Here is a 25,096-nt window from a genome sequence, read left to right as displayed (position 1 = left end):
CGTCAGGGCAGCGGTCGGTTCCGGTTGGTGACGATCGCGCTTGCCTGCCGCCGGAGACGTGGCCGTGCGTCTCCCCGCACCTCGACGGCAGAGCGCCCGCCCCACGGCGCTCGACCTGGCCGCCGAGTTCTACTGCCATTCGGTCGCGCTCGCCTTCTACCTGGCCACGTCGATGTACGAGGCGATGGACGACGTGTACCGGCTGGGCGGGCGTCCCGACGGGGCCGCCATGTACGCCCGGTTCCTCGGCTGGCTGTCCCTGACGCGCCGGCCGCGCCACAGGACGCAGCGGAGCGCCCGAAACGGCGGATCGGGCGACATTCGACCCGCCGAGGGCCGGTACTCTGCGCGCATGCTGGACAGCGACGAGGACGTGGCGATCGAGGCCGCGCAAGCGGGAGCCGTCATCGTCCGGGCCAGGTACGGAGCCGCCCTGACCCGCTTGGAGAAGTCCGGGGGTGACTTCGCCACCTCGGCCGACATCGAGGCGGAGAACGCCATCCTCGGTGTCCTCCGCTCCGCGCGGCCGGAGGATGCCGTGACGGGTGAGGAGAGTGGACGCACAGGTGCCGACGGCACCGCACGCGAGTGGCTGGTCGACCCCCTGTGCGGCACGCTCAACTACGCCGTACGCAACATGCTGGTCGCCGTGAACGTCGCGCTGCGGACCGATGCGAAGGTCACCGTGGCGGCCTCGGCCGACCCGTTCACGGACGAGGTGTTCTGGACCGACGGCACTCACGCGTACGTACGCCGCGACGGCGTGGACGAGCGGCTCATACCTTCCGCCGAGTCACGGTTGGTGGATGTCAATCTCGATCCGCCGTTTCCGAACGCTCCCCGGTTCCAGGCGGCGCGGTTGCTCGCCGACCCGGGGTTCGTCGAGCGGTTCCGGCCACGCGTGGTCTCCACCACCCTGGCGGTCGCCTGGGTCGCCGCCGGCCGACGGGCCGCCTATGTCACCGACGGCGACCTGCGGGACAGCGTGCACTTCGCAAGTGGGATCGCTCTGTGCCAGGCCGCGGGATGCGTGGTGACCGGCATCCAGGGACAACCGCCGCACACCGGCTCGGGCGGGCTCATCGTGGCGGCGGATCGTCAGACGCACGCCGCCCTGCTGGCGCTGGTCGACAAGCAGTTCCCACCTGACGGCGATGCCACCTAGCTGGTCGACGGCTCCGTCCACGGCCCGGACCGCATCTCGATCGGCTCGTAGGCGACGGCCCGGTCAACGACCTCAGCGGCCGTCATCTCGGGGACCGAAAAGATCATTTCAGCGACGTCCGGGCAGACGAGGTCACGTTCGAGCTGAGCCAACAGGTCGTTGAGCTCAGCGTCGTCCGCGTAGCCGAGACTCATGATCCGCTCAACGAGGGCGATGGCCTCATCCCGGGTGAGCTTCGGAGGCAGACTCTGATCCATGCCGCGCAGCGTAGGCGAGGGTGTTCGACTCCCCGGCGTCCCGGTCGTGTTCGACCCGCCGACCACCCCACGCCGCCCCGGCTGGCCAGGGGACCAGCACGACTATTCTTCATGATCATGGGCGGCCTGTACGGGGACCTGACGGTCGAGGAGTTGCGCGAACGCTGCGCCGGGTGGGACCGCGCGGCTCTGCTCGCCGACTTCGACCGGCTCTGCGACTACCGCAGCGCCGCCGACTGGAACGCGCTGGTGCGTGTCTGCGAAGCATTCGCCCTGATCGGTTGGGGCGACCGGGAGCCCGTCGAGGCGTTCGCCGAGCGCTGGATCAACGGCTCCTTCTACACCCAACTGCAGGACGTACGGTTCCGGGCGATCGCCGGCACCGCACACGGCTGGTCCCGGCGCGGCGACACGTTCGTCGTCGACGGCGGCCCGGAGACCGTCGACCCCTCGGTGACCGCCCTGCACTCGCAGCGCATCCCACTGGCCAAGAACCCTGTCCGGCTGGTCCGATCCGGCAACTACCAGATCGAGGCGAAGCCGTTCGTCGACGAACTGGCCCGCCTGCGGGGCCTGCTGGACGAGCGGCTCGCCAGGCCGTACGGCCCCGGCTTCGGCTACCTCGGGCTCCGCCTGCTGTTCAGCCTCCCCCACGGCGGCCCGGGGCTCGGCATGGAGTACTTCCACGACGACATCGGCCCGCCGTCCGCCCCGGACGCCAAGCCGTTCCTGCGGCCCCGGCTGGAGCTGGGCCGGCTCACCCGGCGCCGCGGCGAGGTCGTGCTCACCGTCGAGCGGCACTACACCGACGCCGAGGCCCGCGCCGGCCTGGACCGACAGAAGCGGGACTTCGCGGCCGACCTCGTGGCCACGATCGACGGGCTGGCGACGAAGCTGCGCCGCAAGGCCCCCGAATACCGCCTCGACGAGCTGCGCGCCGATCTCGACACGATCCTCGACGAGTGGATGCCGTCGGCCTGACGGACCCATCGCTGCGCCCCGTCGTCCGCTCACCGGGGCCAGCAGCCGAAGAGGGCCCGTCAACCTCGCAGGTAGGTCAGGACGGCGAGTACCCGGCGGTGGCCGTCCTCCACGGGAAGATCGAGCTTCATGAAGATGTTGCCGATGTGCTTGGCCACCGCGGCGTCGCTGACTCCGAGCGTGCGGGCGATCGACGGGTTGGAGCGGCCCTCGGCCATCTGCCCGAGCACCTCCCGTTCCCGCCGGGTCAGCCGGTCGAGCGGATTGGTGGTGCGTTGCCGACCCAACAACTGCCGCACCACATCGGGGTCGATGACGGTCTCGCCGGCCGCGACCCGCGACACCGCATCGGCGAAGTCGGCGACTTCACCGATGCGGTCCTTGAGCAGGTAGCCGACCCCGGCCTGACCGGACGGGCCGAGCAGTTCGGCGGCGTACGCGGTGGCCGCGTACTGCGACAGCACCAGGACCGCCGCGTCCGGGTCACCGGCGCGCAGTGTCACCGCGGCGCGCAACCCCTCATCGGTGAACCCGGGCGGCATGCGGACATCGGTGATGACCAGGTCAGGCCGGCACTCCAGGGCGGCCCGCAACAGCGAGTCACCGTCGCCGACCGCCGCCACGACCGTGTGGCCGAGGCCTTCGAGCAGGCTGACGAGACCAGCCCGCATGAGGGTGGAGTCCTCGGCCAGGACTATCCGCAGCGACACGGCAGGTCGATCCTCACCACGGTCGGGCCTCCTCGCGGGCTGTTGATCTCCAGGGTGCCATCCATGACGGCCACCCGGTCGGCCAACCCCCGGATGCCCGTGCCCAGCGCCGGGTCGGCGCCGCCCCGCCCGTCGTCGGTGATCGTCAGCACCAGCCGATCCTCCACGACTCCTCCGGTGACCTGGACGCAGGTGGCGGCGGCATGCCGAACCACGTTGGTCAGGGCCTCGGAGACGACGAAGTAGGCGGTGGACTCCACCGCGGGCGACGGGCGGCTGGGCATGACGAGGTCGACCTCGACCGGAATCGGGCACCGCTCGGCGAGCTCGCGTACCGCCTCGGCCAGCCCGAAATCGGTGAGGATCTGCGGATGGATGCCGCGGATCTGCTCCCGGATCGCCGCGAGCGCCATCCGGGCCTGTTGGTGGGCCACGCCGACGAGCTCGCCCGTCCGTTCGTTCTTGCCGGCGAGTTCCATCTCGGCCAGGCTCAGATTCATGGTCAGGAGCAGCAGGTGCTGCTGTGCGCCGTCGTGCAGGTCGCGTTCGATACGCCGGCGTTCGGCCTCGAACGCATTCACCAGCCGATTGCGCGACTGGGCCAGCTCGTCCATCTGACGGCTCAACTCGGTACCGGTGGGGGCGAGCAGCCACCTGGCGAACTCCGCCTGCCCACCGGCGAGAACGCTGATCCCGTAGAGAGTGACGACCGTCGCGGGCACCCCGACCAGGGCGGCGACGGCGAACGCCTGGCCAACCGTGTCGACCGACCAGGCGACCAGATCGATCTGGATCTGACCCGGGTCCATCGTCGCGACGAACAGCGGCAGCGCCAGCAGGATGACGCAGATGAAGGCGACGAACAAGGCGACCGTGTCAAGGAGGAGGAGCACCGACTGCAGGCACGCGAAATAGCCGAGTTCGCGCCAGGTCGACGCCTCGCGCACCCGCAGCCGCGCCCACGCCAGCCCGCTTCCGGGCGCCGTCGCGTGCGGGTTGCGGACCTGGGCCGACGTCAGGAGGCGGAGCCGGTGACGCTCCAGTGCCCCGATCGGCATACCGATGAGCAGGAGCAACGGCGGGAACAACAACAGCGCCAGTACGGCGACCCACGCGGCTCCGGCGACCGCCACCGTGCTGGCGACGTAGGCCAGGCTCCGCCACGGCCACGACGACCGGAGAAAGCCGAGCGGATTGCCCGCTATCGCCCGCCACACGCTCGCAGCCACGTTCACGCCCCTGCGACACAGTCTGTGTCGCGGATCGGCAGAACGCCGTCGACCAGGTAGCGGTTCACGGTGCCGTCAACGCATTCATTCTCCGCGGCGAGGTACTGGCCATGCGCGAAACGGCCGCGCAGCGTCACCATCCGCGAGCCCGCCAGCGCCTGGTGCATCGCCTGCTGCCCCGGGTACGGGGTGGCCGCGTCGCCGTCAGCCCCGACGATCAGCGCCGACGCGTTGTTGCGGATCGTCGTGGTCGCCTCGGCCGGCCGCACCGGCCAGAACGCGCACGGCGTGATGTTGCGGGTCAACGGCCCGAACAGGGGCTCGTCGGCACGGTGGGCCTGAATGTCGCGGAAATACGTGCCCGGATCCCGAGAGGCAACTCGGTCGGCGCAGAGGACGGCAGTCCCGGCTCGGTCGGCGGCGTAGCCCACGCCGGTGAACAGACCGGAGAGAAACGCCTCCAGCGACGGCGTCGGCGTGGGCGTCGTCGGTTCACCGCCTGCTGCAGCGTCGAACACCCGCAGTTGCTCGGCGAGATCCGCATAGTCCTCGACGAGGTCGTCGTAGAAGTGGACGAACAGGAGATACGGCAGCACGTGCGAATCCACCGTGTACGTGCCGATCTTGAGCGGACGGCGAGCGGTGGCGCTGTTGATGCGGTCAACCGTGGCCAACACCTCGCCGACGGTGGCGCCCAGGCCGTACTCGTCGTTGCGATCGGCCGCCCACGCGGCCCAGTGTTCGAGCGCGGCCTGGATCGCCGCCGCGTTGCGGGAGAACAGGCCCGGGCCGAAGATGTCCGGATCCACGGCGCTGTCCAGCACCACCCGGTCGGCGCGGGAGCCGAACATCTGCAGGTAGACCGCCCCTAGGTAGGTGCCGTACGAGTAACCGAGGTAGGACAGTTTCCGTTCCCCCAGGACGCCTCGAATGAGATCCATGTCCCGGGCGGTGTTCCGCGTGGACGCGTGCGGCAGGAGATCGAGGTTACCCTGCGCACACCCGGCGGCGAGCTCCTTCGCCAGTGCCACGCTCTCGTTGAACGTGCCCCGGTTCGGGCCGGCGGAACGCAGGAACGTGTTGGTCTCCCACCGGCACTCGATCGGGCTGCTTCGGCCCACGAACCGCGGGTCCATCCCGATCAGGTCGTACCGGGCCGCGACCTCCGGCATCCGCTCGCCGGCGAGCACCATCCCCATCCCACTGTCTCCAGGGCCTCCCGGGTTGAGCATCAGGACGCCACGGCGCCGGGCCGGGTCGGTCGCCTTGACCCGCGCCATCGCGACCGTGGTCGTACGGCCGTGCGGGCGGCTGTAGTCGACCGGAACGGTCACCTCGCCGCACTGGGCGCCCGCGTCGTCGAGAGCGGCACCCAACTCGTCGGCCGGGCCGGTGAGGCAGCCATGCCAGTTCACCGACTGCTGTTCGGCAACCCCGGCCGACGCGACAGTCGCGGTCAGTACTCCGCCGATGGTGAGTGCACCGGCGGCGACAATTGCCGTGATTCTTCGAATTCGCACAGGTCAACCCTAGGAACCACCCATTCGGCGCGCGATGGTGCACGAGCCCGCACACGCGGTCGAGGCGCCGGTACCCGAACGGTATACCTGGCCCTACCTTCCGCAGCGGGGTGCACCGGACGCCCCGGCCCCGACGGCCGAAGTCGAGGCACCGGACGGGTCGCCGTAGCCCGCAATCTGCTCCGGGTGGTTGAGACGCCCTGACTTGCTTGCGCGAACTTACCGGCAGTTCGGGCGCTTCTACGTGGGTGACCGCCGGAGGGCGAGCGGGTTCAGACCGCCGCCAACCCCTCCGCGTTGATCCGGTGTTCGGCCGGGCTGACCCCGCGTACCCGCTTGAACGCGGCGCTGAGCGCGAACGGACTGCCGTAGCCGACCCGGCGGGCCACCGCGCTGATGGTGGCGTCCGGCTCTCTCAGCAGATCGGCCGCCAGGGCCAGTCGCCAACCGGTGAGGTACGCCATCGGCGACTCACCGACAAGCTCGGTGAACCGGCGGGCCAGCGCGGCCCGGGACACCCCGGTACGGGCGGCGAGCGTCGCCACCGTCCAGGGGTGGGCCGGATGGTCGTGCAGCAGCCGCAGCGCCAGGCCCACCACCGGATCGCCGTGTGCCCGGTACCAGGCCGGGGCCGCCGCCTCCGGACGGGAGAACCAGGCCCGTAGTACGGCGATGAGCAGCAGGTCCAGCAACCGGTCGAGGACCACCTCCTGGCCCGCCTCGTCCTTGGCCATCTCGTCGGCGAGCAACGGGACCAGCGGGCTGCTCCACGCCTCATCCGGCAGCACCAGCAGCGCCGGCAGCACCCGCAGCAGGCGCTGGCTCACCTCCCCGTGGAACTGGTAGGTGCCGCTGAGCAGCACGGCCGAGCCGTCCAGCCGCTCGCCCCAGGTGCGTACGCCCAGGTCCATCACGGCGCACAACTCTTCTCCGGCCGGAGTGGCGCTGCGCTCACCGGGGTGGATCACCGCCTGCGGCGGGGTGCCCGGGTCGTCGGCGATCGTGTACGGCTCCGGACCCCGGATCACCGCCACATCGCCGGGGCGAAGCCGGACGGGGGCGCCGGTGTCCGGCACCACCCACGCGTCACCACGGAGCATGGACACCAGGGTGAGTGGTGCGCGGTCCTGGATCCGTACCGACCACGGCGGGTCGAACACCGATCGGAGCAGGAACGCGCCGCGTGCTCTCGGCCCGTCCAACAGCCCCGCCAGTGCGTCCATGCACCCAGGCTAGAAGAACCCTGGTGAGACGCCCGAACATGGAGCCAAGCGTCTCACTCATTCCCGGTCAGGCCCCGCTCGGCTTGGCTAGTGACATGACAGAAAACGTGTACGAACAGCCCATCCTGGTCCTCGGCGGCACCGGCAAAACCGGTCGTCGCGTGGTGGACCGCCTCACCGCCCTCGGCCGTCCGGTACGGGTCGGTTCCCGCTCCGGCGAGCCACGGTTCGACTGGACCGACCAGAGCACCTGGGCCGGCGTGCTGGAAGGGGTCGGGTCGGTGTACCTGGTGTACTACCCGGACCTGGCCGCACCGGACGCCCCCGCCACGATCCGCGCGTTCGTCGAGCAGGCGGTGGCCGGCGGCGTCGAGCGGATCATCCTGCTCTCCGGCCGGGGCGAGGAGGCGGCTCAGCTCTGCGAGCAGGTGGTACAGCGATCCGGCGCGGAGTGGACGATCCTGCGGGCGAGCTGGTTCAGCCAGAACTTCAGCGAGGATTTCCTGGTGGACTCGGTGCGCGGTGACGAGATCGTGCTCCCGGCCGGCGACGTCGGGGAGCCGTTCGTCGACGCCGACGACATCGCCGAGATCGCGGTCGCGGCGCTGACCGAGGCGGGCCACGTGGGTCAGCTCTACGAACTGACCGGGCCCCGGCTGCTCACCTTCGCCGAGGCGACCGCCGAGATCGCCAAGGCGGTCGGGCGACCGATCACCTACCAGTCGGTCTCCCCGCAGGAGTACGCCGAGGTAATGGCGCGTTACCAGGTGCCCGCCGAGCTGGTGGCCGTCCTGACCGACCTGTTCGGCAAGGTCCTGGACGGGCGTAACGCCCACCTGACCGACGGTGTACGACGCGCTCTGGGCCGCCGGCCCCGGGACTTCGCGGACTACGCGCGGGACGCCGTCGCCACCGGCGTCTGGGCGACCGGACAACCGGATCGGGGCTGATCGTCATGAACACGCTGGCAGCCTGGTCGGCGGCGGTGACCCTGGTGGTGACCGGTCTGATCGCCGGGGTCTACTACGCCTTCTCCGTGTCCGTGATGCCCGGGTTGAACGCGACCGACGCCGGCACCGCGATCCGGTCCATGACGAGCATCAACCAGAAGATCCAAAATCCGCTCTTCTTCGTCACCTTCTTCGGTCCCATCCTCGCGGCCACGATCACCGGCGTACTGCTGCTGATCCTCGGCCACCGTTCGGCGGCGCTGCTGTTCTTCCTGGCCGGGGCCGCGTACCTGGTGGGCGCGTTCATCCCGACGGTGGCCCTCAACGTGCCGATGAACGAGGCGCTCGACGCGGCCGGTGTGCCGACCGACCCGGCGGAGGCGGCGCGGATCTGGGCGGACTACGCCTCGCGCTGGACCTGGTGGAACACCGTGCGCGCCGGGGCGAGCGTGGTCAGCCTGCTGCTTGCCGGATTCGGCGTCTACCTCTGGGGCAGCCAGCGGTGACCACGTCGCCCCGGCGGCGCGGACGAGGCCGCCCGCAAGCGCATCGAGGGTGCCCTCGGCGACTCTGACGACGGGTCGGCTGGAGTGCTCGCCAAGGTCGGTTAATGGCACGTGAATGGCACGCGGCACGTTCCGGGTAGTCGAGATATAGATGAGGCTGGTCAGGCTACCTACCCTGACCAGCCTCATCGTCTTGGAGCGGGTGACGGGAATCGAACCCGCACTGTCAGCTTGGGAAGCTGATGTTCTGCCATTGAACTACACCCGCAGGCGGCCCCACTGTACCCGACGGCGTCGTCGGCTGCACCCAGGCACCCCCATCGCGTGCCGCCGACCGGCAGCATGCGCCCGGGCCGCCGCCGCCACCCACACTCCCTACTTCCCCGCGATCTCCGGGCCATCGATGGATCGAAGAAGTTTCAGGCCGGCACCACATAGCCGTTCTCAAATTCGTCGATGGGTTGTAACGTCTGCCGCACGTTCTAGCCATGGCGCGACACACCCCCTGCCGCGCCGCCAGAAAGAGGTAGGCCCATGGGACTCCGTGCCAACCTGCTGACCCGGCGTACCGCCGGCGTCGCGTCGACGACCCTCGCACTCCTGCTCAGCACCGCCGCCGTGGGTGTCGTTCCGGCCGCATCGGCCTTCTCAGCCGCCCCGGCGGAGGCGTGCGCCGAGCCGGCCGACGTGCACTCCGACGCCCGGGTCAAGGCGGGCGCGCAGGCCAAGCACGAACCCAACGAGCTGACCGCCGCACAGGTCCGCCAGCGCGAGGCCGACCTGGCGGGCGCCCTGCGCGAGCGGGCCAGCTTCCGGGCCGGCGCCGGTGCCGGCACGCTCGCCACCGTGACCATCCCGGTCGTCGTGCACGTCATCCAGGAGAACAGCACCCGGGCCGGCGGCAACATCCCGGACTCGCTGATCACCTCGCAGATCACCGTGCTGAACCAGGCCTACAGCGGCGCCACCGGCGGCGCGGCGACCGCCTTCGCCTTCCAGCTCCAGAAGATCAACCGGGTCACCAACCCGGCGTGGTACCCGATCGTGTCGGGCTCGTCGGCCGAGCGCTCGATGAAGACCTCGCTGCGTGAGGGCGGCAAGAACACCCTCAACATGTACCTCGGCGAGCTGAGCGACAGCCTGCTCGGCTGGGCGACCTTCCCGCAGAAGAAGCTGAACAGCATGGACGGCGTCGTCGTGCTGAGCGAGTCCCTGCCGGGCGGCACCGCCACCAACTACAACCAGGGTGACACCGGCACCCACGAGATCGGCCACTGGCTGAACCTGTACCACACCTTCCAGGGTGGCTGCTCCGGCTCGGGCGACAGCGTGAGCGACACCCCGGCGGAGGCCTCGCCGGCGTTCGAGTGCCCGACCGGGCGGGACACCTGCACCGCCACCGGCAAGGACCCGATCACCAACTTCATGGACTACACCTACGACTCGTGCATGCACCAGTTCACCGCTGGGCAGGCGAGCCGGATGCTGACCGCGTGGAACGCGTACCGCGCGGCCTGACGCACCCCTGTTCCTGACCCTCCGGTGCCGGCTCCGTCCTTCGACGGGGCCGGCACCGGCGTCGTCGTCGGGGGTCAGGCCGCCGCGCGGTGGGCGCTGCGGGCGTGCCGGGCCAGCCCCTGATCCGGCACGCCCACCGGGGCGCCGCCCGCGCCGCCGGCAGCCCGGTGGTCGAGCCACACCTGCACGGCCGGCTGCCCCGGGCCCCCGCCCGGGAAGACGGAGCCGCCCTGGTAGCGGCGGGCGAGCATCGCCACGTCGACGGTGAACTCGAACAGCCGCCAGTCCACCTGCGGGGCGGCCCGCCCCAACTCGGCGAGCCGGGCCACCCGGGCCTGGTCGGTCACCGGCCGGGCGTGCCCCGCCACGTACGCCTCGTCGTCGCTGTCCTCCGGCGGGAAGGAGTGCAGCGCGTAGCGGCCGTCGCGTTCGAGGTCGCGCCGCTTCGGCGAGTCGACGATGAAGCAGAAGAGCCCGTCGTCGGTGATCACCGGGGAGACCGGGTGCACCCGGGGCCCACCGTCGGCGCGGACGGTGGCCAGGTAGCCGAAGCCCGGCCCGTACTGCTGCATGAGGAGGCGGATCCCGCCGGCGAGTCGTGGCTCGTCAGCGGCGAATTCGGACCAGGAAGCCATGCCGACATTCTATCGAACACGTGTACGACAGGCGAGCGCGGCACGCCGGGTGCAGCGGGCGATGACAGGCCCACCGACCAGGGTCGCTATGGTGTGGCGATGCTGCTCTCCGACCGCGATCTCGTCAGCGAGCTGAAGGCTGGCACGCTCGCGCTGGAGCCGTTCGAGCCCACCCTGGTACAGCCGTCGAGCATCGACGTGCGCCTCGACAAGCTCTTTCGGGTCTTCAACAACCACCTCTACACGCACATCGACCCGTCGGTGCAGCAGGACGACCTGACCTCGGCGGTCGAGGTGCCCGACGGCGAGCCGTACGTGCTGCACCCGGGAGAGTTCGTGCTCGCCTCCACGCTGGAGGTGATCTCGCTCGGCGACCAGCTCGCGGGCCGGCTGGAGGGCAAGAGCTCGCTGGGCCGGCTCGGGCTGCTCACCCACTCGACCGCCGGGTTCATCGACCCGGGATTCTCCGGTCACGTCACGCTGGAGCTGTCCAACGTGGCGAACCTGCCGATCACGCTCTGGCCGGGCATGAAGATCGGCCAGCTCTGCATCTTCCGGCTCTCCTCGCCGGCCGAGCACCCGTACGGGTCGAAGGTGTACGGCTCGCGGTACCAGGGCCAGCGCGGCCCGACCCCGAGCCGCTCCTGGCAGAACTGGCACACCTGGCCCACCCGCTGACGGCGCGGGCGTGGTCGAGGGGCCCGTCCCGCAGAACGGGCCCCTCGCCGCTCAGTCGGGGCGGCCGTAGCTGTTGATCTGGCCGTCGTCGACGCGCTTCATCTTGACGGGCTGGCCGGCCTGGGAGGCGTGCACCACCCAGCCGTTGCCGACGTACATGCCGACGTGGTGCAGGTCGGCGTAGTAGAAGACAAGGTCGCCGGGGCGCAGGTCGGCGCGGCTCACCCGGGCGGTCACCGACCGCTGCTGGGCCGCGTTGTGCGGCAGCGACACGCCGGCCTTGGCCCAGGCCGCGAGCATCAGGCCGGAGCAGTCGTACGAGTTGGGACCTTCGGCGCCCCAGACGTAGGGCTTGCCGATCTGGGCGCAGGCGAACTTCACCGCGACCCCCGCGCCGCCGCCCGGGTAGGCAGCCGGGCAGGGGGCGGGCCGCAGCGCGCCGCCACCGCCGTTGCCGTACACCTTGAGCCGCAGCTTCTGGAGCCGGTCGATCTCGGCGTTGATCTGCTTCCGCTTGGCGGCGAGCTGCGCCTCGGTGCGGGCGAGCTGGGTGACCATCTCGTCCAGCGGCTTCTTCTTCGCGTCCAGTTCGTCGCGGAGGTCGATGACCGCCCGGACGTCGCGCTGCTGGCGCTCGGCGAACTGGTCGAGCAGCTCCAACTGCCCCATCATCTGACCGGGCGAGCGGCTGCCGAGCAGCGCGTTCACCGCCGAGAGGTTCTCACTCTTGTACGCCTCGACGGCGAGGCCGCTGACCTTGTCCATCGCCTCGTCGACCCGGCGTTGCAGCGGCCCGATCTGCTTGGCGAGCGCGTCGGCCTGCCGGCGCTTGAGGGCGAGGTCCTGGCGGGTGGCGTTGTGCCGCTCGATGAGCGGTTCGAGCTTGTTCCAGTCCTGGTCGATCTGCCGCTCGATCTCGGCGACCGAGGGGTCGGCGTGGGCCGCGATCGGGGCGCCGGTCAGGACGACGGCGGCGCCGGCCAGGGCGGCGAGGGCGGTGGTGAAGCGTGACCAGCGTGGGCGCGGCGCGGCCGGCATCCGGTCGGCGAGCGCCGACCGGCGTGACGGGCGCCGCGGGGCATGGTGTGCCACCGGGCTCCGTTCTCCTTCTTCCCTGACCGCCTACCAGGTTAGCTGACGGGTTCGGGCGGGAAGGGAGAGCGCCCTACCGCAGCGGCGCTGCGGATTCACCCCGGCGTACCTGGGTCCCCGGCTCGCCCGGAGGCGACTCGGCGGTGTCGGACCGTCACCGCCCGGCTGGGCGGTACAGCTACCGGCCGACGATTGACCAGAGTAGAGACGTCCGTTATCGATCCGCAACCCGCCAGGCCGTGACACGGCATACCACACCACCGTGTGGAAGTTTCCTTCACATCAAAACGCCTGGTGGAAAGCTATTGACGCGGGAGGACGACGGCGGGAGGGTGACCTCATCAACATCCACTCGGGAGGTTCAATGCCCCGTTTTGTCGCGTCGTCGAGCAGGCGGATCCTGCTCGGTGCCGCCGTGGCCGCCACCACGGCCCTCGTGCCCCTCGGTACCGTAGCCACCCCGGCCGCAGCCGGCCAGACCCCCGACCGCCAGCAGCAGTACGCAAACGCCGCCGCCGAGTACGGCGTGCCGGAGAGCGTCCTGCTCGGCGTCTCCTACCTCCAGTCCCGCTGGGACACCAACGCCGGCACCCCCAGCACCAGCGGGGGGTACGGGCCGATGCACCTCACCGACGCCGAATACGTGACCGGCCTGCCCACCGGCACCCACCACGACTCCGGCGACGAGGACCCGCGGGGGGACGACTCCCGCCCGGCCCCCGCCGCCGCCCAGCCGTCTGCCGACGAGGCCCCGACCGCCGAGTCGTTGCAGACCCTGGACACCGCCGCCACCCTCACCGGGGCCGACGAGGCGGCCCTGCGCGCCGACGCGCCGACGAACATCCGGGGCGGGGCGGCGCTGCTCGCGTCGTACCAGCGGCAGATCGGCGCCCCGGTCGGGGCCGGCACCGACCCGGCGGCCTGGTACGGCGCGGTCGCCCGGTACGCCGGCGCGGACGGCGCCGACGCGGCGGCGGCCTTCGCCGACGAGGTCTTCGGCACCATCGCCGGCGGCGAGAGCCGGGTGACCGACGACGGGCAGCGGGTGACCCTCGCCGCCCGCGCGGTGACCCCGCAGAAGTCCTGGCTGGACCGGCTCGGCCTGCGCCTGCCGGAGCGCCCCGACGGCCTGGAGTGCCCGTCGAGCATCTCCTGCGAGTGGATCCCCGCGCCGTACCAGTCGCTCGGCGCCGACCCCGGCGACTACGGCAACCACGACCTCTCCGACCGGCCGAAGCGGCAGAAGGTCGAGTACATCCTCATCCACGACACCGAGGCCAGCTACGCGAGCACCCTCAGGATGGTCCAGGACCCGACCTACGTGAGCTGGCACTACACGCTGCGCTCGGTGGACGGGCACATCGCCCAGCACGTGAAGACCAAGGACGTGGCCTGGCACGCCGGCAACTGGTACATCAACTCCAAGTCGATCGGGCTGGAGCACGAGGGCTTCGCCGCCCAGGGCACCTGGTACACCGAGGCGATGTACCGCACCTCGTCGAAGCTGGTCCGGTACCTCGCGCTGCGGCACGGCGTCCCGCTGGACCGGCAGCACATCATCGGCCACGACAACGTTCCCGGCACCGTCGCGGCGAACGTGCGGGGGATGCACTGGGACCCGGGCCCGTACTGGGACTGGTCGCACTACTTCGACCTGCTGCGCGCGCCGGAGCTCAACACCGGCACCCCGCTGACCGGCATGGTGCGGATCGACCCGGACTTCGCCACCAACCGGCCGGCGTTCACCGGCTGTGTGACGGCAGGCGTGCCGTGCCCCTCGCGCGGCTCCTCGGCGGTGGTGCTGCGCAGCGCGCCGCGCGCCGACGCGCCGCTGGTCAACGACGTCGCCCTGCGCCCCGACGGCTCGCCGGCCACGATGCACATCTCCGACCACGGGGCCCGTGCCTCGTCGGGGCAGACGTACGCCCTGGCCGGCCGCGAGGGCGACTGGACGGCGATCTGGTACCTCGGGCAGAAGGCGTGGTTCCACAACCCGTCCTCCGCGCCCACGGCGGCCTGGACCATCGGCCTGGTGGCCACCCCGAAGGCCGGGAAGGCGACGATCCCGGTGTACGGGCGGGCGTACCCGGAGGAGGCGGCGTACCCGGCCGGCGTGCCGTACCAGCCGATCTCGCCGTTGCAGTACACCCTCTCCGCCGGCCAGCGGTACGCCGTCGGCAACGTGCTGCCCAGCGAGTACTACCGGGCCACCACGTTCGACGGCTCGGCGCCCGGTGACTGGACGGTGATCCGGGGCGAGAAGAAGTACGTGCAGATCCAGTTCGGCCACCGGATCATGTACGTCGACCGCGCCGACGTGAACCTGGTGCCGTCCCCGCTGGGCGCGCCCCGCTGACGGTTTCCTCGGCACGACGAAGGCCCCCGGTCGGGTGGGCGGTTTCTGGGGGTCCTCGCAACACCTGATGGCTTAGGTGGCTGTCAGTAGATCACGCAGACGCTCGGCTGGGTTGTCCCAGCCGAGCGTCTGTCGTGGGCGGCCGTTGAGTTCTTGAGCGACGTGCTCAAGGTCTGCGGGTCCGTGGACCGACAGGTCGGTGCCCTTGGGGAAGTACTGGCGGAGCAGGCCGTTGGTGTTCTCGTTGGATCCGCGCTGCCAGGGCGAGTGCGGGTCGCAGAAGTAGACGGGCACCCCGGTGGCGAGGGTGAACTGCTTGTGGGCAGCCATTTCCGCGCCCTGGTCCCAGGTCAGCGATCCGCGTAGGTGGGCCGGCAGTGTGCCGATGAGATCCACCAGCACGTCGCGGACTTCTTCGGCGGTGTGCCCGCCGGGCAGATGCCCGAGCATCACGTACCGGGTGGCGCGCTCGACCAGCGTCACGATCGCGGACTGGTTGCCCGCGCCCATGATCAGTCGGGTAGCCCCGGCGCATTGCTGCGCCGGGGCCCCCTCAGAACCGTGCTTGCGGCGTTAACCGCACACGGCTCAAGCAAGCCCTGGAGGCTCGCTGACGGGCAGAATGCTTGGCCTTTGGCCTTCGCCGGCTGGCTGCCGTCGGAGGCAGTACGCGTGTATGAGACGGGAATGAATAGCGTCCGGCTTACCGTCGATCGGGGCGACGACATGTTGTCTGACGATCGCCTTCCGGATCGTGCGTGTCCACAGTTCCCATTCGGTTGGGGTCTGCGGCGCGTGCTCGGCGTGTAGCAGAAACCCTCGGCAGAGCGAACATCGACCTTGCTGTTTCTTCAAAAGATACAGCGTGGCTTTGCCCGTTGCTGGAGGTCCTTTGCAGCGCCGATCGGCCCAATACTTGCTGAGAGCAGGATCGTCCGGGGACGCCGTGCCCTTGACCAGTTGGTGCCGGACGATCTTCGTCCAGGAAAACTTGATCAGGTAGGAGCCGCTGTCACGGTCACCAAAAACCCACCTGTCCTGCCTGGCCTGGTTGAACCGGCCGAAGTACCTGTCAACGATCCAGTGCTTCGACTTATTCGGGTGGCTGTGTTTCGCCCACTTGTAAAGCAGAATCCACACATAGTTGTCCAGCGCCGTGAATATCTCGCTCGACACCACCGTCCGGTAATAGGCAGACCAGCCCCGGACGATGGGGTTGATCTTGTAAAGCACCGCCGCCGCGTTAGCTCCTCGCAAAGCTATTATCTCGCCGCGTAGCCTTTCCCGGATCCGTCTCAATGCCGCCTTGCTCGGTCTGATCAGCAGTTTCCCGTGATAGCGGCGGACGTTGAACCCCAGAAAATCGAACCCATCGCCAGCATGGACGATACGAGTTTTGCCCTCGTTGAAGGCTAATCCTCTGGACGTCAGCCATTGCCGTAGCCTTTCCTTGGCCTGGTCGGCCCGCTCATGGCTGTGGCACATCACGACGAAATCGTCTGCGTATCTCACCAGCACCGGACTGTCTGTTACCGCACTGCCGGCATCTCTGCCGGCTGTGAGGTAACGGACCCCGGCGGCATTCTCCATTCCATGCAAAGCCACGTTGAACAGCGTCGGGCTGATCACTCCGCCTTGGGGAGTTCCTTCCCCGGTCGGGGCGAACCGGCCATTATCGATCACACCTGCTTTCAGCCATCGTTCCACTCGATCCCTGGCGGGAAACGCGCCAAGCAATGTCAGCAGGTGCCGGTGATCGATCCGGTCGAAGGCTGCCGTCAGGTCAGCGTCGAGGATCCACACCCGCTGCGGGTTCTTACCGTTGAGCGTGGAATAGATGGCCCCGATCGCGTCGTGACAGCCGCGGCCCGGCCGAAATCCGTAGGACTTCGGCTCAAATCGGGCCTCCCATTCAGGTTCCAACGCGTTCGCTGTCAAGGCTTGTAAGGCCCTGTCGGCGATCACGGGAATGCCGAGACCACGCCGTTTCGTGGTTCCGGGCTTAGGAATGTAGACACGCTTGACGGGACGGGCAGTCCACATGGCGCTGTCGTGCTGCATCCAGTCGGCCAGTTCAGCCTTGGATTCCGGGTGCAGCACGACTTTCCCGTCGACGCCCGCCGTCTTACGGCCAGCGTTGATCTCCGTGACTCGCCGCACGCTGATCAGCGTGTTAGCGCGAGAACGGAGCATCAGTTTCTGCAGATTGCGGACCCGTTTAAGGTCCCCCGCCTGCGACGCCGCGAAAATTCTCTGACGCAGACGACCCACGGCATCTTCAGCCTGGCGCCAAGCGATCGACGACCAGTCGATAACATCGCCCTCCGGTCCGTTCACCACGGCAACATACTCACCACGAGCCAATCGGAGTGAACACTTGCGTCACTGTGACGTCCAACTTGTCCTTCGGTTCCGGTGTCATTGTTCAGTGTTTCTCCACAGGCTCACCAGACCCACGTCAGCACCCTTTCGAGTCCGGGCATCGCCCGTATCCGGCCAGTTATACGGAAGAATCCGATGGAGGATCGGATGACTCCTCCGATTTCCTGTTTCCTTTCGGCTACCGGCATTCGCTTCTTGGGCCTTCCTGTCCCCGCTGAAGAATTGAGCTTTCCTCGCAGTCGGCCGACCGGTCATCGAGACCCGGACTCCAACGGGATTTCCACGTTCCGCACGAGTGAGACACGACCGGGGTGGGTGCCCTCTTTATCCCGAGGCGGCGGTGTCCTTCTGGCTGGAGTGACCTCTACCAGCCAGCGCCTGCCGCTTCTCAACGGCCAGCCCTGTACCCCATTACCGCATTCCGTCGACAGGGCTTGGGATCACGAGACATCATCGAGGGTTCATTTGCATTCACCCGTCCGGTCTTCCCCTTAGCCTGTAGCTCCCGGACGGAACGGAAACCCTTGGGCTTGACTCCTGAGCTTCACACCCCGCCGTTACCAGCAACGCATGTCAGGAGAGGGGACGAGCCAACGGACACAGGACCGGGACTTGCCATCAGTAATAGACGAACCTCCAAGCGGCAAATCCACTCAAACTCGTGCGACTTCGTGTCGCACGGTCGCCTTCCCAGTGGCCGGGCACGGCGCGGTCCTCGGCCTCGGCCGGGCGCTCGCTGATCATGACCATGCCGTCGACGAACCGCGGGGTGCGCTGGTCGGGGCGACGATGTGGCTTGCGTCGGGTGCGGCCGGTGCGCAGCGCCGCGGCGACCTCGCGCTTGAGCGCGCCACGGGCCTGGACGTACAACGCCTGGTAGATCGTCTCCGCGCTCACCCGCATCTCCTGGTCCTCGGGGTACTGCCTGAGCAGAGCGTTGCAGATCTGCTGCGGTGACCAGCGTTCGCGTAGCCCGTCGACCACGAAGTCGCGCAGCGGACCGTCCTGCAGAAGCTTGCGGTCCTTAGGCCGGGGCCGGGACGCGGCCCAGGCTCGGTGCGCGGCATAGGCGCGGTAGACCCCGTCGGCGCCGGCGTGGTTGTCGATCTCGCGCTTGATCGTCGAGGCAGATCGCCCGAGCGCTCGCCCGATCGCGTTGAGCGACTGCCCGACGCGGCGCATGTCCGCGATCGTCTCGCGCTCTGCCACGGTCAGGAACCGTGAGTGCAGCTCCTTGTCCAGTGCCGTCAGCGACGGCAGCACCTGAGTGACCACCCCGCTGTTGTAGTCCACCCGGCGCCCATCCCGGTACGTCCGAGAGCTGCGTGTCTTGCGTACTCCCCAGTCCCAGTCCTTGGCGGTGCGCTCGTTGACCCCGACCAGCTGCGCGGCACGGCGCCGGGCAACCCCCTGCTCACGCAGGCGCTCGTACTCATCCCGACGGGGATGACGCCGCGAGGTAGGCGTCGAGCGACGCCCTGCTCGACGAACCCACCCGTACGCGGTGTTCCGGTTGACTCCGGCTTCCCGCGCAGCAACGGCCACGCTGCCAACGCGATCGAAGATCTCGAAGAACCTTGCCTCGAACTCAGCAGAAACGGACACGGTCCTCGCAACTCCCAGAAGGTCTGGGTGTTGCGAGGACCGCTAGATCCCAAGGTGACCGGGGGCCTTCGTCGTGGACGGTCTCAGGTGAGGGGCCTCGCGTGGCACCGGGTCCGGATGGCCTTCGCGGGGGCCGCCCCGGGACGCCTGCTGCGCGCGGCCCGCACCGGGGCCACGTGCGGCGTCAGCCGGGTCGGCGGAAGCCGGCGACCGGCATGGTGTTGATGCTGCTCACGTTGACCGGCTTGCCGGCCCGGGGCGCGTGCACCATCTTGTCGTTGCCGAGGTAGAGGCCGACATGGTGCAGGTCGCTGAAGAAGAACACCAGATCACCGGGGCGGGCCTCCGAGCGCGGGATGGCCCGGCCCTCGTTCCACTGCGCGCCCGTGAAGTGGGTCAACGAGATCCCGGCCGCCTTGTACGCGTACTGGGTCAGGCCGGAGCAGTCGAACGAGTTCGGGCCGGTGGCCCCCCAGACGTACGGGTCGCCGACCTGGGCGCAGGCGGTCCTGATCGCGGTCCGGGCGGCCGAGCTGACCACGCCCTGGATCGTCGGGCAGCCGCCGCCGGCGGGCACCACGGTCTTCGGCATCGACGACTGCAGCTGCTTGATCTCGGTGTTGATCTGCGTCTTCTTGGCCGCCAGTTCCTTGGTCTGCTTCTCCTGGCCGACGATCAGCGTGTCCAGCTTCAGCTTCTGTCCGTCGTACTTGGCCCGGACGGCGAGCACGCCCTCCAACTGACGGCGCTCCTCCGAGGCCAGCCGGTCCAGCATGGTGAGCTGCTCGGCGAGCGTCCCCGGCTTGGTGCTGACCAACAGTGCGCCGAGGTCCTGCGACGGGCCGGAGATGTAGTAGCGGGCGGCGAGGTCACCGACCCGGTTCATCGCCAGCTCGGTCTCGAGCGCGAGCGGCTCGATCTTCTTCTCCAGCTCCGCCGACTTCTGCTTGTTCACCTTGAGCTGGGCGCGCACCTTGTTGTACTGCTCGATGGTGGGTTCGAGCTGCTCCCACTTCTTGTCGATCTGCGCCTCGATCTCGTCGACCGAGGGCTCGGCGTACGCGGGCGCGGTCAGCGCTCCCGCGCCCACGACGACCGCCGCGACCAGGGTGAGCAGGCGGCGCCCAAACCGGCGAGCGCCACCCGGACGAGCCGGTGACCAGCCCGGGACATGGCGATGAGGGGGCATGGATGCCACCGGCACCGACTCCTTCGCAACCGACCGCCGGGCGCCTCGCGAGAGGGAAGATCGAGGCAGACGACCCACAGCGGTCAGCGCCCCACATTAGGCGAGGCCGGCTCGGGTAATCAAGGTGGGTCGGCCCACCATCACGCACCGACAACCGTTCACACACAACGGGTGTGGGCCGACGGGTGCGGCTCAGCCGACGATGGCCGTCAACACGTCGTCGAGGGTCACGACGCCCAGCGGCAGGCGGCCGTCGCTCACCAGGACCATGTGCCGCCGCTCGCGGCGCATCGACAGCAGCAGGTCGGCCAGCGTACGGTCCGGCGGGACCACGGCCAGCGGGTGGTACACCCCGTCGGGCACCGGCGCGCGGCGGTCCGCCCCGGCGTACCCGAGGACGTCCTTGACGTGCACGAAGCCGAGCACCTTGCGGGTGGACCGCTGCACCACGGGGAACCGGGACCGGCCCGTGCGGGTGGCCAGCACCTCCAGGGAGGCCGGCGAGACGTCCTCGGCCACCGTGGTCACCGTCGACCAGGGTTGCAGGGCGTCCGCCGCGGTACGGGTGTGCAGGGCGAGCGCGCCGGTGATCCGGGCGTGCTCCTCCGCGTCGAGCAGCCCCTCCGTGCGGGCCTGGGCCACCAGCCCGGCCAGCTCCTCGGCGGTGAAGACCGTCTTGACCGAGTCCGTCGCCTCGACCCGCCACAGCCCCAGCACCTGCCGCGCCGCCCACTTCATGGCCAGCAGCAGCGGCTTGGTCGCCGTGCAGAACGCGAGCATCGCCGGCCCCAGCCAGAGCGCCGCCGGCTCCGGCCCGGCGAGGGTGATGTTCTTCGGCACCATCTCGCCGACGACGGTGTGCAGGAAGACCACCACGCCGAGGGCGATCAGGAAGGCCACCGGGTGCACCGCCCCGGCCGGCAGCCCCAGCGCGTGGAACGGCGTCTCCAGCAGATGCGCCAGCGCCGGTTCGGCGATCGCGCCGAGACCCAGCGAGCAGACCGTGATGCCGAGCTGCGCCCCGGCGATCATCAGCGGGATCTGGTTCATCGCCGACAGCGCCCATCGGGCCCGCTTCGACGTCGCCGCGAGCGGCTCGATCACGGTCCGCCGGGACGCGATGAGCGCGAACTCGCTGCCGACGAAGAAGGCATTGCCGAGCAGCAGCAGCACGGTCACCGACAGTTCAAGCATCGTCGCCGGGCTCCTCCGGGCGGACCACCCGCACCTGCTCGATGCGGTGCCGCTCCACCTCGACCACGGTGAACTCGTACCCGCTCTCCTCGACCGTCTCCCCGGCCACCGGGATGTGCCCGAGCCGGGCCATCAGGAAGCCGGCGAGGGTCTCGTACGGGCCCTCGGGCAGCCGGAAGCCGGTCTGCTCGGCCAGCTCGTCCTCGCGCAGCACCCCGTCGACCAGGGCGGTCCGCTCGCCGCCCGGCACGGTCAGCTCGACCGGCCCGCCGTCGTCGACCGCGGCCGGGTCGAACTCGTCGGCGATCTCCCCGACCAGCTCCTCCACCAGGTCCTCCATGGTCACCACGCCGTCGGTGCCGCCGTACTCGTCGACCACGATCGCCAGGTCCGAGCCGGCCGCCTTGAGCGCCGCGAGGACGCCGTCGAGGTCGAGGCTCTCCGGCACGTACACCGGCTCCCGGGCCACCGAGGCGACGCTGGTGCTGGCCCGGCGGGCGAGCGGGACACCCAGCGCATCCGGCACCGCCGCGACGCCGGTGACCAGGTCGAGGGTCTCCTCGAAGACCGGGAACCGGGTCCGGCCGGTCTGCTGGGCGAGGGTGAGCAGCTCGGCCACGCTGGCCGTGGCGCGCAGCGCGATCACGTCCACCCGGGGGGTCATCGCCTCGGCGGCCCGCTTGTCGCCGAAGCGGATGGTGCGCCGCAGCAGCATCGCGGTGTCCGGGGGGAGCGCGCCGGCCTGGGCCGAGATCACCGCGAGCAGGCCCAGTTCCTCCGGGGATCGGGCGCTGGCCAGCTCCTCCTGCGGCTCCACCCCGAGGCGTCGCACCAGCGTGTTCGCCGAATTGTTCAGCCCTCTGATCAGCCACCCGAACGTCCGGGAGAAGCCGCGCATCCCCGGGGCCGTGGCCAGCGCGGTGGGCATCGGCCGGGCCAGCGCCAGGTTCTTCGGCACCAGCTCGCCGAAGAGCATGGAGAGCAGGGTCGCGAGGCCGAGGGCGAGGAACGGGGTGAACCGGTCGGCGGCCGCCCCCAACGGGTGCAGCAGCGGGGTGAACAGGCGGGCCAGCGCCGGCTCGGCCAGGTACCCGGTGAGCAGGGCGGTGATGGTGATGCCGAGCTGTGCCCCGGAGAGCTGGAAGGAGAGTTCGTGCAGCGCGTAACGGACGGTGGCCGCCCCGCTGTCCCCGGCCGCGGCCCGCCGATCGAGCTCCGGCCGGTCCACGGTGACCAGGGCGAATTCGGCCGCCACGAAGAATGCGTTGCCCGCCGTCAGCAGCACGAAGCCGACCAGGGGCAACACCGTGGTAACGAGAGGACTGTCGATGATCGGTTCACCTCGGCGCGATTGTTCCACGACCGGCCGCATCGCACACGACCACGCGCAGTGGCCGCCGGCCCGTCGCCGCCCGGGGCTCCGCCGTCAGCTACCGGCCGTCGCGGTCTCCTTCGCGCCGGCGGCGTCCGCCGGCTTGATCGAGCGGAGCAGCACGCTGGCGACGTCGATGACCTCGACCTGCTCGCCGGCGCCCTTACCGTTCACGCCGTCGTTCAGCATCGTCGAGCAGAACGGGCAGCCGACCGCGATGGTCTTCGCCCCGGTGGCCATGGCCTCCTCGACCCGGTCCACGTTGATCCGCTTGCCGATCTTCTCTTCCATCCACATCCGGGCCCCTCCGGCGCCGCAGCAGAAGGAGCGCTCGCTGTTGCGCGGCATCTCGGTGACCTCGCCGGCGATGGAGCTGTCGAGAACCTCGCGCGGCGGGGCGAAGACCCGGTTGTGCCGGCCCAGGTAGCAGGGGTCGTGGTAGGTGACGCCGCCGTCGACGGGCTGGACCGGGGTGAGCTTGCCGGTGCTGACCAGGTGGGCCAGGAGCTGGGTGTGGTGCACCACCTCGAACTCACCGCCGAGCTGCCCGTACTCGTTGCCCAGGGTGTTGAAGCAGTGCGGGCAGGTAGCGACGATCTTGCGCTTGTTCTTCTCCCGGCCCTCGAAGGCCTCGTTCAAGGTCTCCACGTTCTGCTGGGCGAGCATCTGGAAGACGAACTCGTTGCCGATCCGGCGGGCCGGGTCGCCGGTGCAGGTCTCGCCCTCGCCGAGGATGGCGAAGCTGACGCCGGCCTCGTTGAGCAGCGTGGCGACCGCCCGGGTGGTCTTCTTGGCCCGGTCCTCGAACGCGCCCGCGCAGCCGACCCAGAAGAGGTACTCGAAGTCCTCGACCTCGCCGACCCGGGGCACCTCGAAGCCGAGGCTCTTGGTCCAGTCCTCCCGGGTGTTCTGCGGCGCGCCCCACGGGTTGCCCTTGTTCTCCAGGTTGCGCAGCATCACGCCGGCCTCCGACGGGAAGCTCGACTCGATCAGCACCTGGTAACGGCGCATGTCGACGATGTGGTCGATGTGCTCGATGTCGACCGGGCACTGCTCGACGCACGCCCCGCAGGTGGTGCAGGACCAGAGCACGTCCGGGTCGATGACGCCGCCGTCCTCGGCCCCGCCGATCAGCGGCTTCTCCGCCTCGGCGAGCGCCAGCACGTCCATGTGGGCGAGCTGCGCGGCGGTGGCCTTCTCCTCGCCGGTCAGGTCCTTGCCGCCGCCGGCCAGCAGGTACGGCGCCTTGGCGTACGCGTGGTCGCGCAGGCTCAGCACCAGCAGCTTCGGCGACAGCGGCTTGCCGGTGTTCCAGGCCGGGCACTGCGACTGGCACCGGCCGCACTCGGTGCAGGTGCTGAAGTCGAGCAGGCCCTTCCAGGTGAACTGCTCGACCTGGGCGACGCCGAACTGGTCGGACTCGGGGTCGGCCTCCTCGAAGTCGAGCGGCTTGCCCTTGCTCATCATCGGCCGCAGCGCGCCGAGCCCGGAGCCGGCCTCGCCCGGGTTGCGCTTGAAGAAGATGTTGAAGAACGCCAGGAAGCGGTGCCAGGCGACGCCCATGGTCACGTTGAGCGCGATGACGATCAGCCAGGTCATCGAGATGGCGATCTTGATGACGGCGGCGATGCTGACGCCGGCCTCCCAGTCGGGCAGCAGCGAGCCGACGGCGTGGCTGACCGGGGCGGCCCAGACCGGGTACTCGAAGTGGTCGGTGGCGACCTTGAAGCCCCGGATGACGAAGCCCATGATCAGCACCGCGAGGACCACGGCCTCGACGAAGTAGCCCTGCCACATGGTCGAGCCGGTGAACCGGGACCGCCCGCCCGGCCGGGTCGGCCGGTTCAGGACCCGGATCGCGATCAGCACCAGGATGCCGACCACGCCGAGCACCGCGATCAGCTCGGTGACCAGGCCGTAGACCGCCAGGCCACCGATCAGCGGCAGGCCACCGGTCGGGGAGACGACCTCGAAGTACGCCTCCAGCACCAGCAGCGACAGCACGATGAAGCCGACCATCACGAACCAGTGCGCGGCGCCCACCACGCTCCACCGGAGCATCCGCGTGTGGCCGACGGTCTCCGCCAGCATCGTCTTCGTGCGGGTGGCCCTGTCGGTGAACCGCTCCGGATCGGGCTGACCCAACCGGATCACTGCCACCATCTTCATGACGGCACGCACCGCGAGCCACACCGCCACGGCGGTGATGGCGGCCGCGAGGATCGTGGTGACGATCTGGACGCTGCCCATCGAGTTGGCCTCCCGGTCTGCTGCCTGTCGAGCGGCTCGGCGACAGGGTCGGGTCTGGTGCGTGACCGGCGTTCCGCCGCCCGCGCACATCGACCGGACCGGTCGATGACCTCGCTCACTCAGTCATGCAGTGCAGCCTACGCGCAAGGTTACCCAGCAGTAACGTGAGTCATCTCGCAGCCCGGGGCCACGCCGCCCTGCGGACACCATAGGGTGCCCGGCGCCGAAGCGCCGGGCAGGGGCTCGCGGGGTGACGTGGATCGTGTCCACCGCCGGGGATGACG

Annotated in this window: 19 protein-coding genes, 1 tRNA gene, 2 pseudogenes and 1 riboswitch; of the genes and pseudogenes, 7 read left to right on the top strand and 15 right to left on the bottom strand. The window is 69.7% G+C overall.

All coding sequences use genetic code 11. The features are described 5' to 3' along the window. Positions 1-352 precede the first annotated feature (352 nt). Positions 353-1,165, top strand: a complete 813-nt coding sequence (locus OG617_RS14440) for an inositol monophosphatase family protein (RefSeq protein ID WP_405103706.1) — start codon at positions 353-355, stop codon at positions 1,163-1,165. Here OG617_RS14440 and OG617_RS14435 read toward each other — a convergent pair. Further along, the gene (locus OG617_RS14435; protein WP_405102089.1) at positions 1,162-1,422 is read right to left on the bottom strand and encodes an e9imm peptide; all 261 of its coding nucleotides are present in this window, start codon (positions 1,420-1,422) and stop codon (positions 1,162-1,164) included. The genes OG617_RS14440 and OG617_RS14435 overlap by 4 nt on opposite strands. A gap of 117 nt (positions 1,423-1,539) precedes the next feature. Between OG617_RS14435 and OG617_RS14430 the strand changes: the two genes are divergently transcribed. Further along, positions 1,540-2,403, top strand: coding sequence for a hypothetical protein (locus OG617_RS14430; protein WP_405102087.1), 864 nt, complete (start codon positions 1,540-1,542; stop codon positions 2,401-2,403). Positions 2,404-2,462: 59 nt separating this feature from the next. Here OG617_RS14430 and OG617_RS14425 read toward each other — a convergent pair whose 3' ends face one another. The 4 genes from OG617_RS14425 to OG617_RS14410 all read right to left on the bottom strand — a co-directional run bounded on the left by OG617_RS14425 (position 2,463) and on the right by OG617_RS14410 (position 7,085). Further along, entirely contained in the window at positions 2,463-3,101 is a 639-nt protein-coding gene (locus tag OG617_RS14425) for a response regulator (RefSeq protein ID WP_405103704.1), read from the bottom strand. After that, the gene (locus tag OG617_RS14420) at positions 3,098-4,348 is read right to left on the bottom strand and encodes a sensor histidine kinase (RefSeq protein WP_405102085.1); all 1,251 of its coding nucleotides are present in this window, start codon (positions 4,346-4,348) and stop codon (positions 3,098-3,100) included. Before OG617_RS14420 ends, OG617_RS14425 begins: the two co-directional genes overlap by 4 nt. Continuing rightward, positions 4,345-5,862, bottom strand: a complete 1,518-nt coding sequence (locus tag OG617_RS14415) for an alpha/beta hydrolase (protein ID WP_405102083.1) — start codon at positions 5,860-5,862, stop codon at positions 4,345-4,347. Before OG617_RS14415 ends, OG617_RS14420 begins: the two co-directional genes overlap by 4 nt. A gap of 272 nt (positions 5,863-6,134) precedes the next feature. Then, complete coding sequence (locus tag OG617_RS14410) at positions 6,135-7,085, bottom strand: AraC family transcriptional regulator (protein ID WP_405102081.1); 951 nt, start codon at positions 7,083-7,085, stop codon at positions 6,135-6,137. Positions 7,086-7,180: 95 nt separating this feature from the next. On the opposite strand from OG617_RS14410, the gene OG617_RS14405 reads away from it, so the two are divergent. Then, complete coding sequence (locus tag OG617_RS14405) at positions 7,181-8,035, top strand: NAD(P)H-binding protein (RefSeq protein ID WP_405102079.1); 855 nt, start codon at positions 7,181-7,183, stop codon at positions 8,033-8,035. 5 nt (positions 8,036-8,040) lie between these two features. After that, positions 8,041-8,541, top strand: coding sequence for a DUF1772 domain-containing protein (locus tag OG617_RS14400; RefSeq protein WP_405102077.1), 501 nt, complete (start codon positions 8,041-8,043; stop codon positions 8,539-8,541). A gap of 194 nt (positions 8,542-8,735) precedes the next feature. On the opposite strand, the gene OG617_RS14395 is transcribed toward OG617_RS14400, so the two are convergent. Further along, a tRNA-Gly gene (locus OG617_RS14395) sits at positions 8,736-8,809 on the bottom strand. 266 nt (positions 8,810-9,075) lie between these two features. On the opposite strand from OG617_RS14395, the gene OG617_RS14390 reads away from it, so the two are divergent. Further along, positions 9,076-10,059: a zinc metalloprotease gene (locus OG617_RS14390; protein ID WP_405102075.1), complete on the top strand. Its 984-nt coding sequence runs from the start codon at positions 9,076-9,078 to the stop codon at positions 10,057-10,059. A gap of 74 nt (positions 10,060-10,133) precedes the next feature. On the opposite strand, the gene OG617_RS14385 is transcribed toward OG617_RS14390, so the two are convergent. Continuing rightward, positions 10,134-10,694, bottom strand: coding sequence for a pyridoxamine 5'-phosphate oxidase family protein (locus OG617_RS14385; RefSeq protein WP_405102073.1), 561 nt, complete (start codon positions 10,692-10,694; stop codon positions 10,134-10,136). A gap of 99 nt (positions 10,695-10,793) precedes the next feature. Here OG617_RS14385 and dcd point away from each other — a divergent pair, with 99 nt between their 5' ends. Beyond that, on the top strand, positions 10,794-11,372 hold the full coding sequence (gene dcd, locus OG617_RS14380) for a dCTP deaminase (RefSeq protein WP_396676594.1): 579 nt from the start codon (positions 10,794-10,796) through the stop codon (positions 11,370-11,372). 51 nt (positions 11,373-11,423) lie between these two features. Here the strand turns inward: dcd and OG617_RS14375 are convergent, their stop codons facing one another. After that, a complete protein-coding gene (locus OG617_RS14375) occupies positions 11,424-12,464 on the bottom strand; it encodes an NlpC/P60 family protein (RefSeq protein WP_405102071.1) in 1,041 nt (346 codons plus the stop codon). Positions 12,465-12,476: 12 nt separating this feature from the next. Further along, a riboswitch (cyclic di-AMP (ydaO/yuaA leader) is annotated at positions 12,477-12,617 on the bottom strand. Between the two features lie 211 nt (positions 12,618-12,828). On the opposite strand from OG617_RS14375, the gene OG617_RS14370 reads away from it, so the two are divergent. Then, complete coding sequence (locus OG617_RS14370; protein ID WP_405102069.1) at positions 12,829-14,820, top strand: N-acetylmuramoyl-L-alanine amidase; 1,992 nt, start codon at positions 12,829-12,831, stop codon at positions 14,818-14,820. 72 nt (positions 14,821-14,892) lie between these two features. On the opposite strand, the pseudogene OG617_RS14365 reads toward OG617_RS14370, so the two are convergent. From OG617_RS14365 to OG617_RS14335, 7 genes and pseudogenes are all read right to left on the bottom strand, one after another. Further along, a pseudogene (locus OG617_RS14365) lies at positions 14,893-15,336 on the bottom strand (IS30 family transposase); the annotation flags it as partial. A gap of 72 nt (positions 15,337-15,408) precedes the next feature. Continuing rightward, positions 15,409-17,157 carry a group II intron reverse transcriptase/maturase gene (gene ltrA, locus OG617_RS14360; protein ID WP_405094407.1) on the bottom strand — a complete coding sequence of 583 codons (1,749 nt, stop codon included), beginning with the start codon at positions 17,155-17,157 and terminating at the stop codon, positions 15,409-15,411. Between the two features lie 726 nt (positions 17,158-17,883). After that, positions 17,884-18,624, bottom strand: a pseudogene (locus OG617_RS14355) (IS30 family transposase); the annotation flags it as partial. A 367-nt stretch (positions 18,625-18,991) separates the two neighbouring features. Then, positions 18,992-20,011, bottom strand: a complete 1,020-nt coding sequence (locus tag OG617_RS14350; RefSeq protein ID WP_405102067.1) for an NlpC/P60 family protein — start codon at positions 20,009-20,011, stop codon at positions 18,992-18,994. A gap of 177 nt (positions 20,012-20,188) precedes the next feature. Next, positions 20,189-21,190 carry a hemolysin family protein gene (locus OG617_RS14345; protein ID WP_405102065.1) on the bottom strand — a complete coding sequence of 334 codons (1,002 nt, stop codon included), beginning with the start codon at positions 21,188-21,190 and terminating at the stop codon, positions 20,189-20,191. After that, entirely contained in the window at positions 21,183-22,493 is a 1,311-nt protein-coding gene (locus OG617_RS14340; protein WP_405103702.1) for a hemolysin family protein, read from the bottom strand. Before OG617_RS14340 ends, OG617_RS14345 begins: the two co-directional genes overlap by 8 nt. Before the next feature lie 123 nt (positions 22,494-22,616). Further along, positions 22,617-24,812: a (Fe-S)-binding protein gene (locus OG617_RS14335; protein ID WP_405102063.1), complete on the bottom strand. Its 2,196-nt coding sequence runs from the start codon at positions 24,810-24,812 to the stop codon at positions 22,617-22,619. Positions 24,813-25,096: the final 284 nt, after the last annotated feature.

Source organism: Micromonospora sp. NBC_01412 (assembly GCF_045040215.1).
GTDB classification, from domain to species: Bacteria; Actinomycetota; Actinomycetes; order Mycobacteriales; family Micromonosporaceae; genus Micromonospora; species Micromonospora rubida.
This window is presented reverse-complemented; position numbering and strand designations above follow the sequence as displayed.

What these genes read in the sequence shown, in the direction of transcription:
- OG617_RS14345 (WP_405102065.1), bottom strand. Translation starts at nt 21,190, where the DNA reads ATGCTTGAACTGTCGGTGACCGTGCTGCTGCTGCTCGGCAATGCCTTC.
- OG617_RS14390 (WP_405102075.1), top strand. Translation starts at nt 9,076, where the DNA reads ATGGGACTCCGTGCCAACCTGCTGACCCGGCGTACCGCCGGCGTCGCG.
- OG617_RS14385 (WP_405102073.1), bottom strand. Translation starts at nt 10,694, where the DNA reads ATGGCTTCCTGGTCCGAATTCGCCGCTGACGAGCCACGACTCGCCGGC.
- OG617_RS14435 (WP_405102089.1), bottom strand. Translation starts at nt 1,422, where the DNA reads ATGGATCAGAGTCTGCCTCCGAAGCTCACCCGGGATGAGGCCATCGCC.
- OG617_RS14440 (WP_405103706.1), top strand. Translation starts at nt 353, where the DNA reads ATGCTGGACAGCGACGAGGACGTGGCGATCGAGGCCGCGCAAGCGGGA.
- OG617_RS14430 (WP_405102087.1), top strand. Translation starts at nt 1,540, where the DNA reads ATGGGCGGCCTGTACGGGGACCTGACGGTCGAGGAGTTGCGCGAACGC.
- OG617_RS14335 (WP_405102063.1), bottom strand. Translation starts at nt 24,812, where the DNA reads ATGGGCAGCGTCCAGATCGTCACCACGATCCTCGCGGCCGCCATCACC.
- OG617_RS14405 (WP_405102079.1), top strand. Translation starts at nt 7,181, where the DNA reads ATGACAGAAAACGTGTACGAACAGCCCATCCTGGTCCTCGGCGGCACC.
- OG617_RS14410 (WP_405102081.1), bottom strand. Translation starts at nt 7,085, where the DNA reads ATGGACGCACTGGCGGGGCTGTTGGACGGGCCGAGAGCACGCGGCGCG.
- OG617_RS14370 (WP_405102069.1), top strand. Translation starts at nt 12,829, where the DNA reads ATGCCCCGTTTTGTCGCGTCGTCGAGCAGGCGGATCCTGCTCGGTGCC.
- OG617_RS14400 (WP_405102077.1), top strand. Translation starts at nt 8,041, where the DNA reads ATGAACACGCTGGCAGCCTGGTCGGCGGCGGTGACCCTGGTGGTGACC.
- dcd (WP_396676594.1), top strand. Translation starts at nt 10,794, where the DNA reads ATGCTGCTCTCCGACCGCGATCTCGTCAGCGAGCTGAAGGCTGGCACG.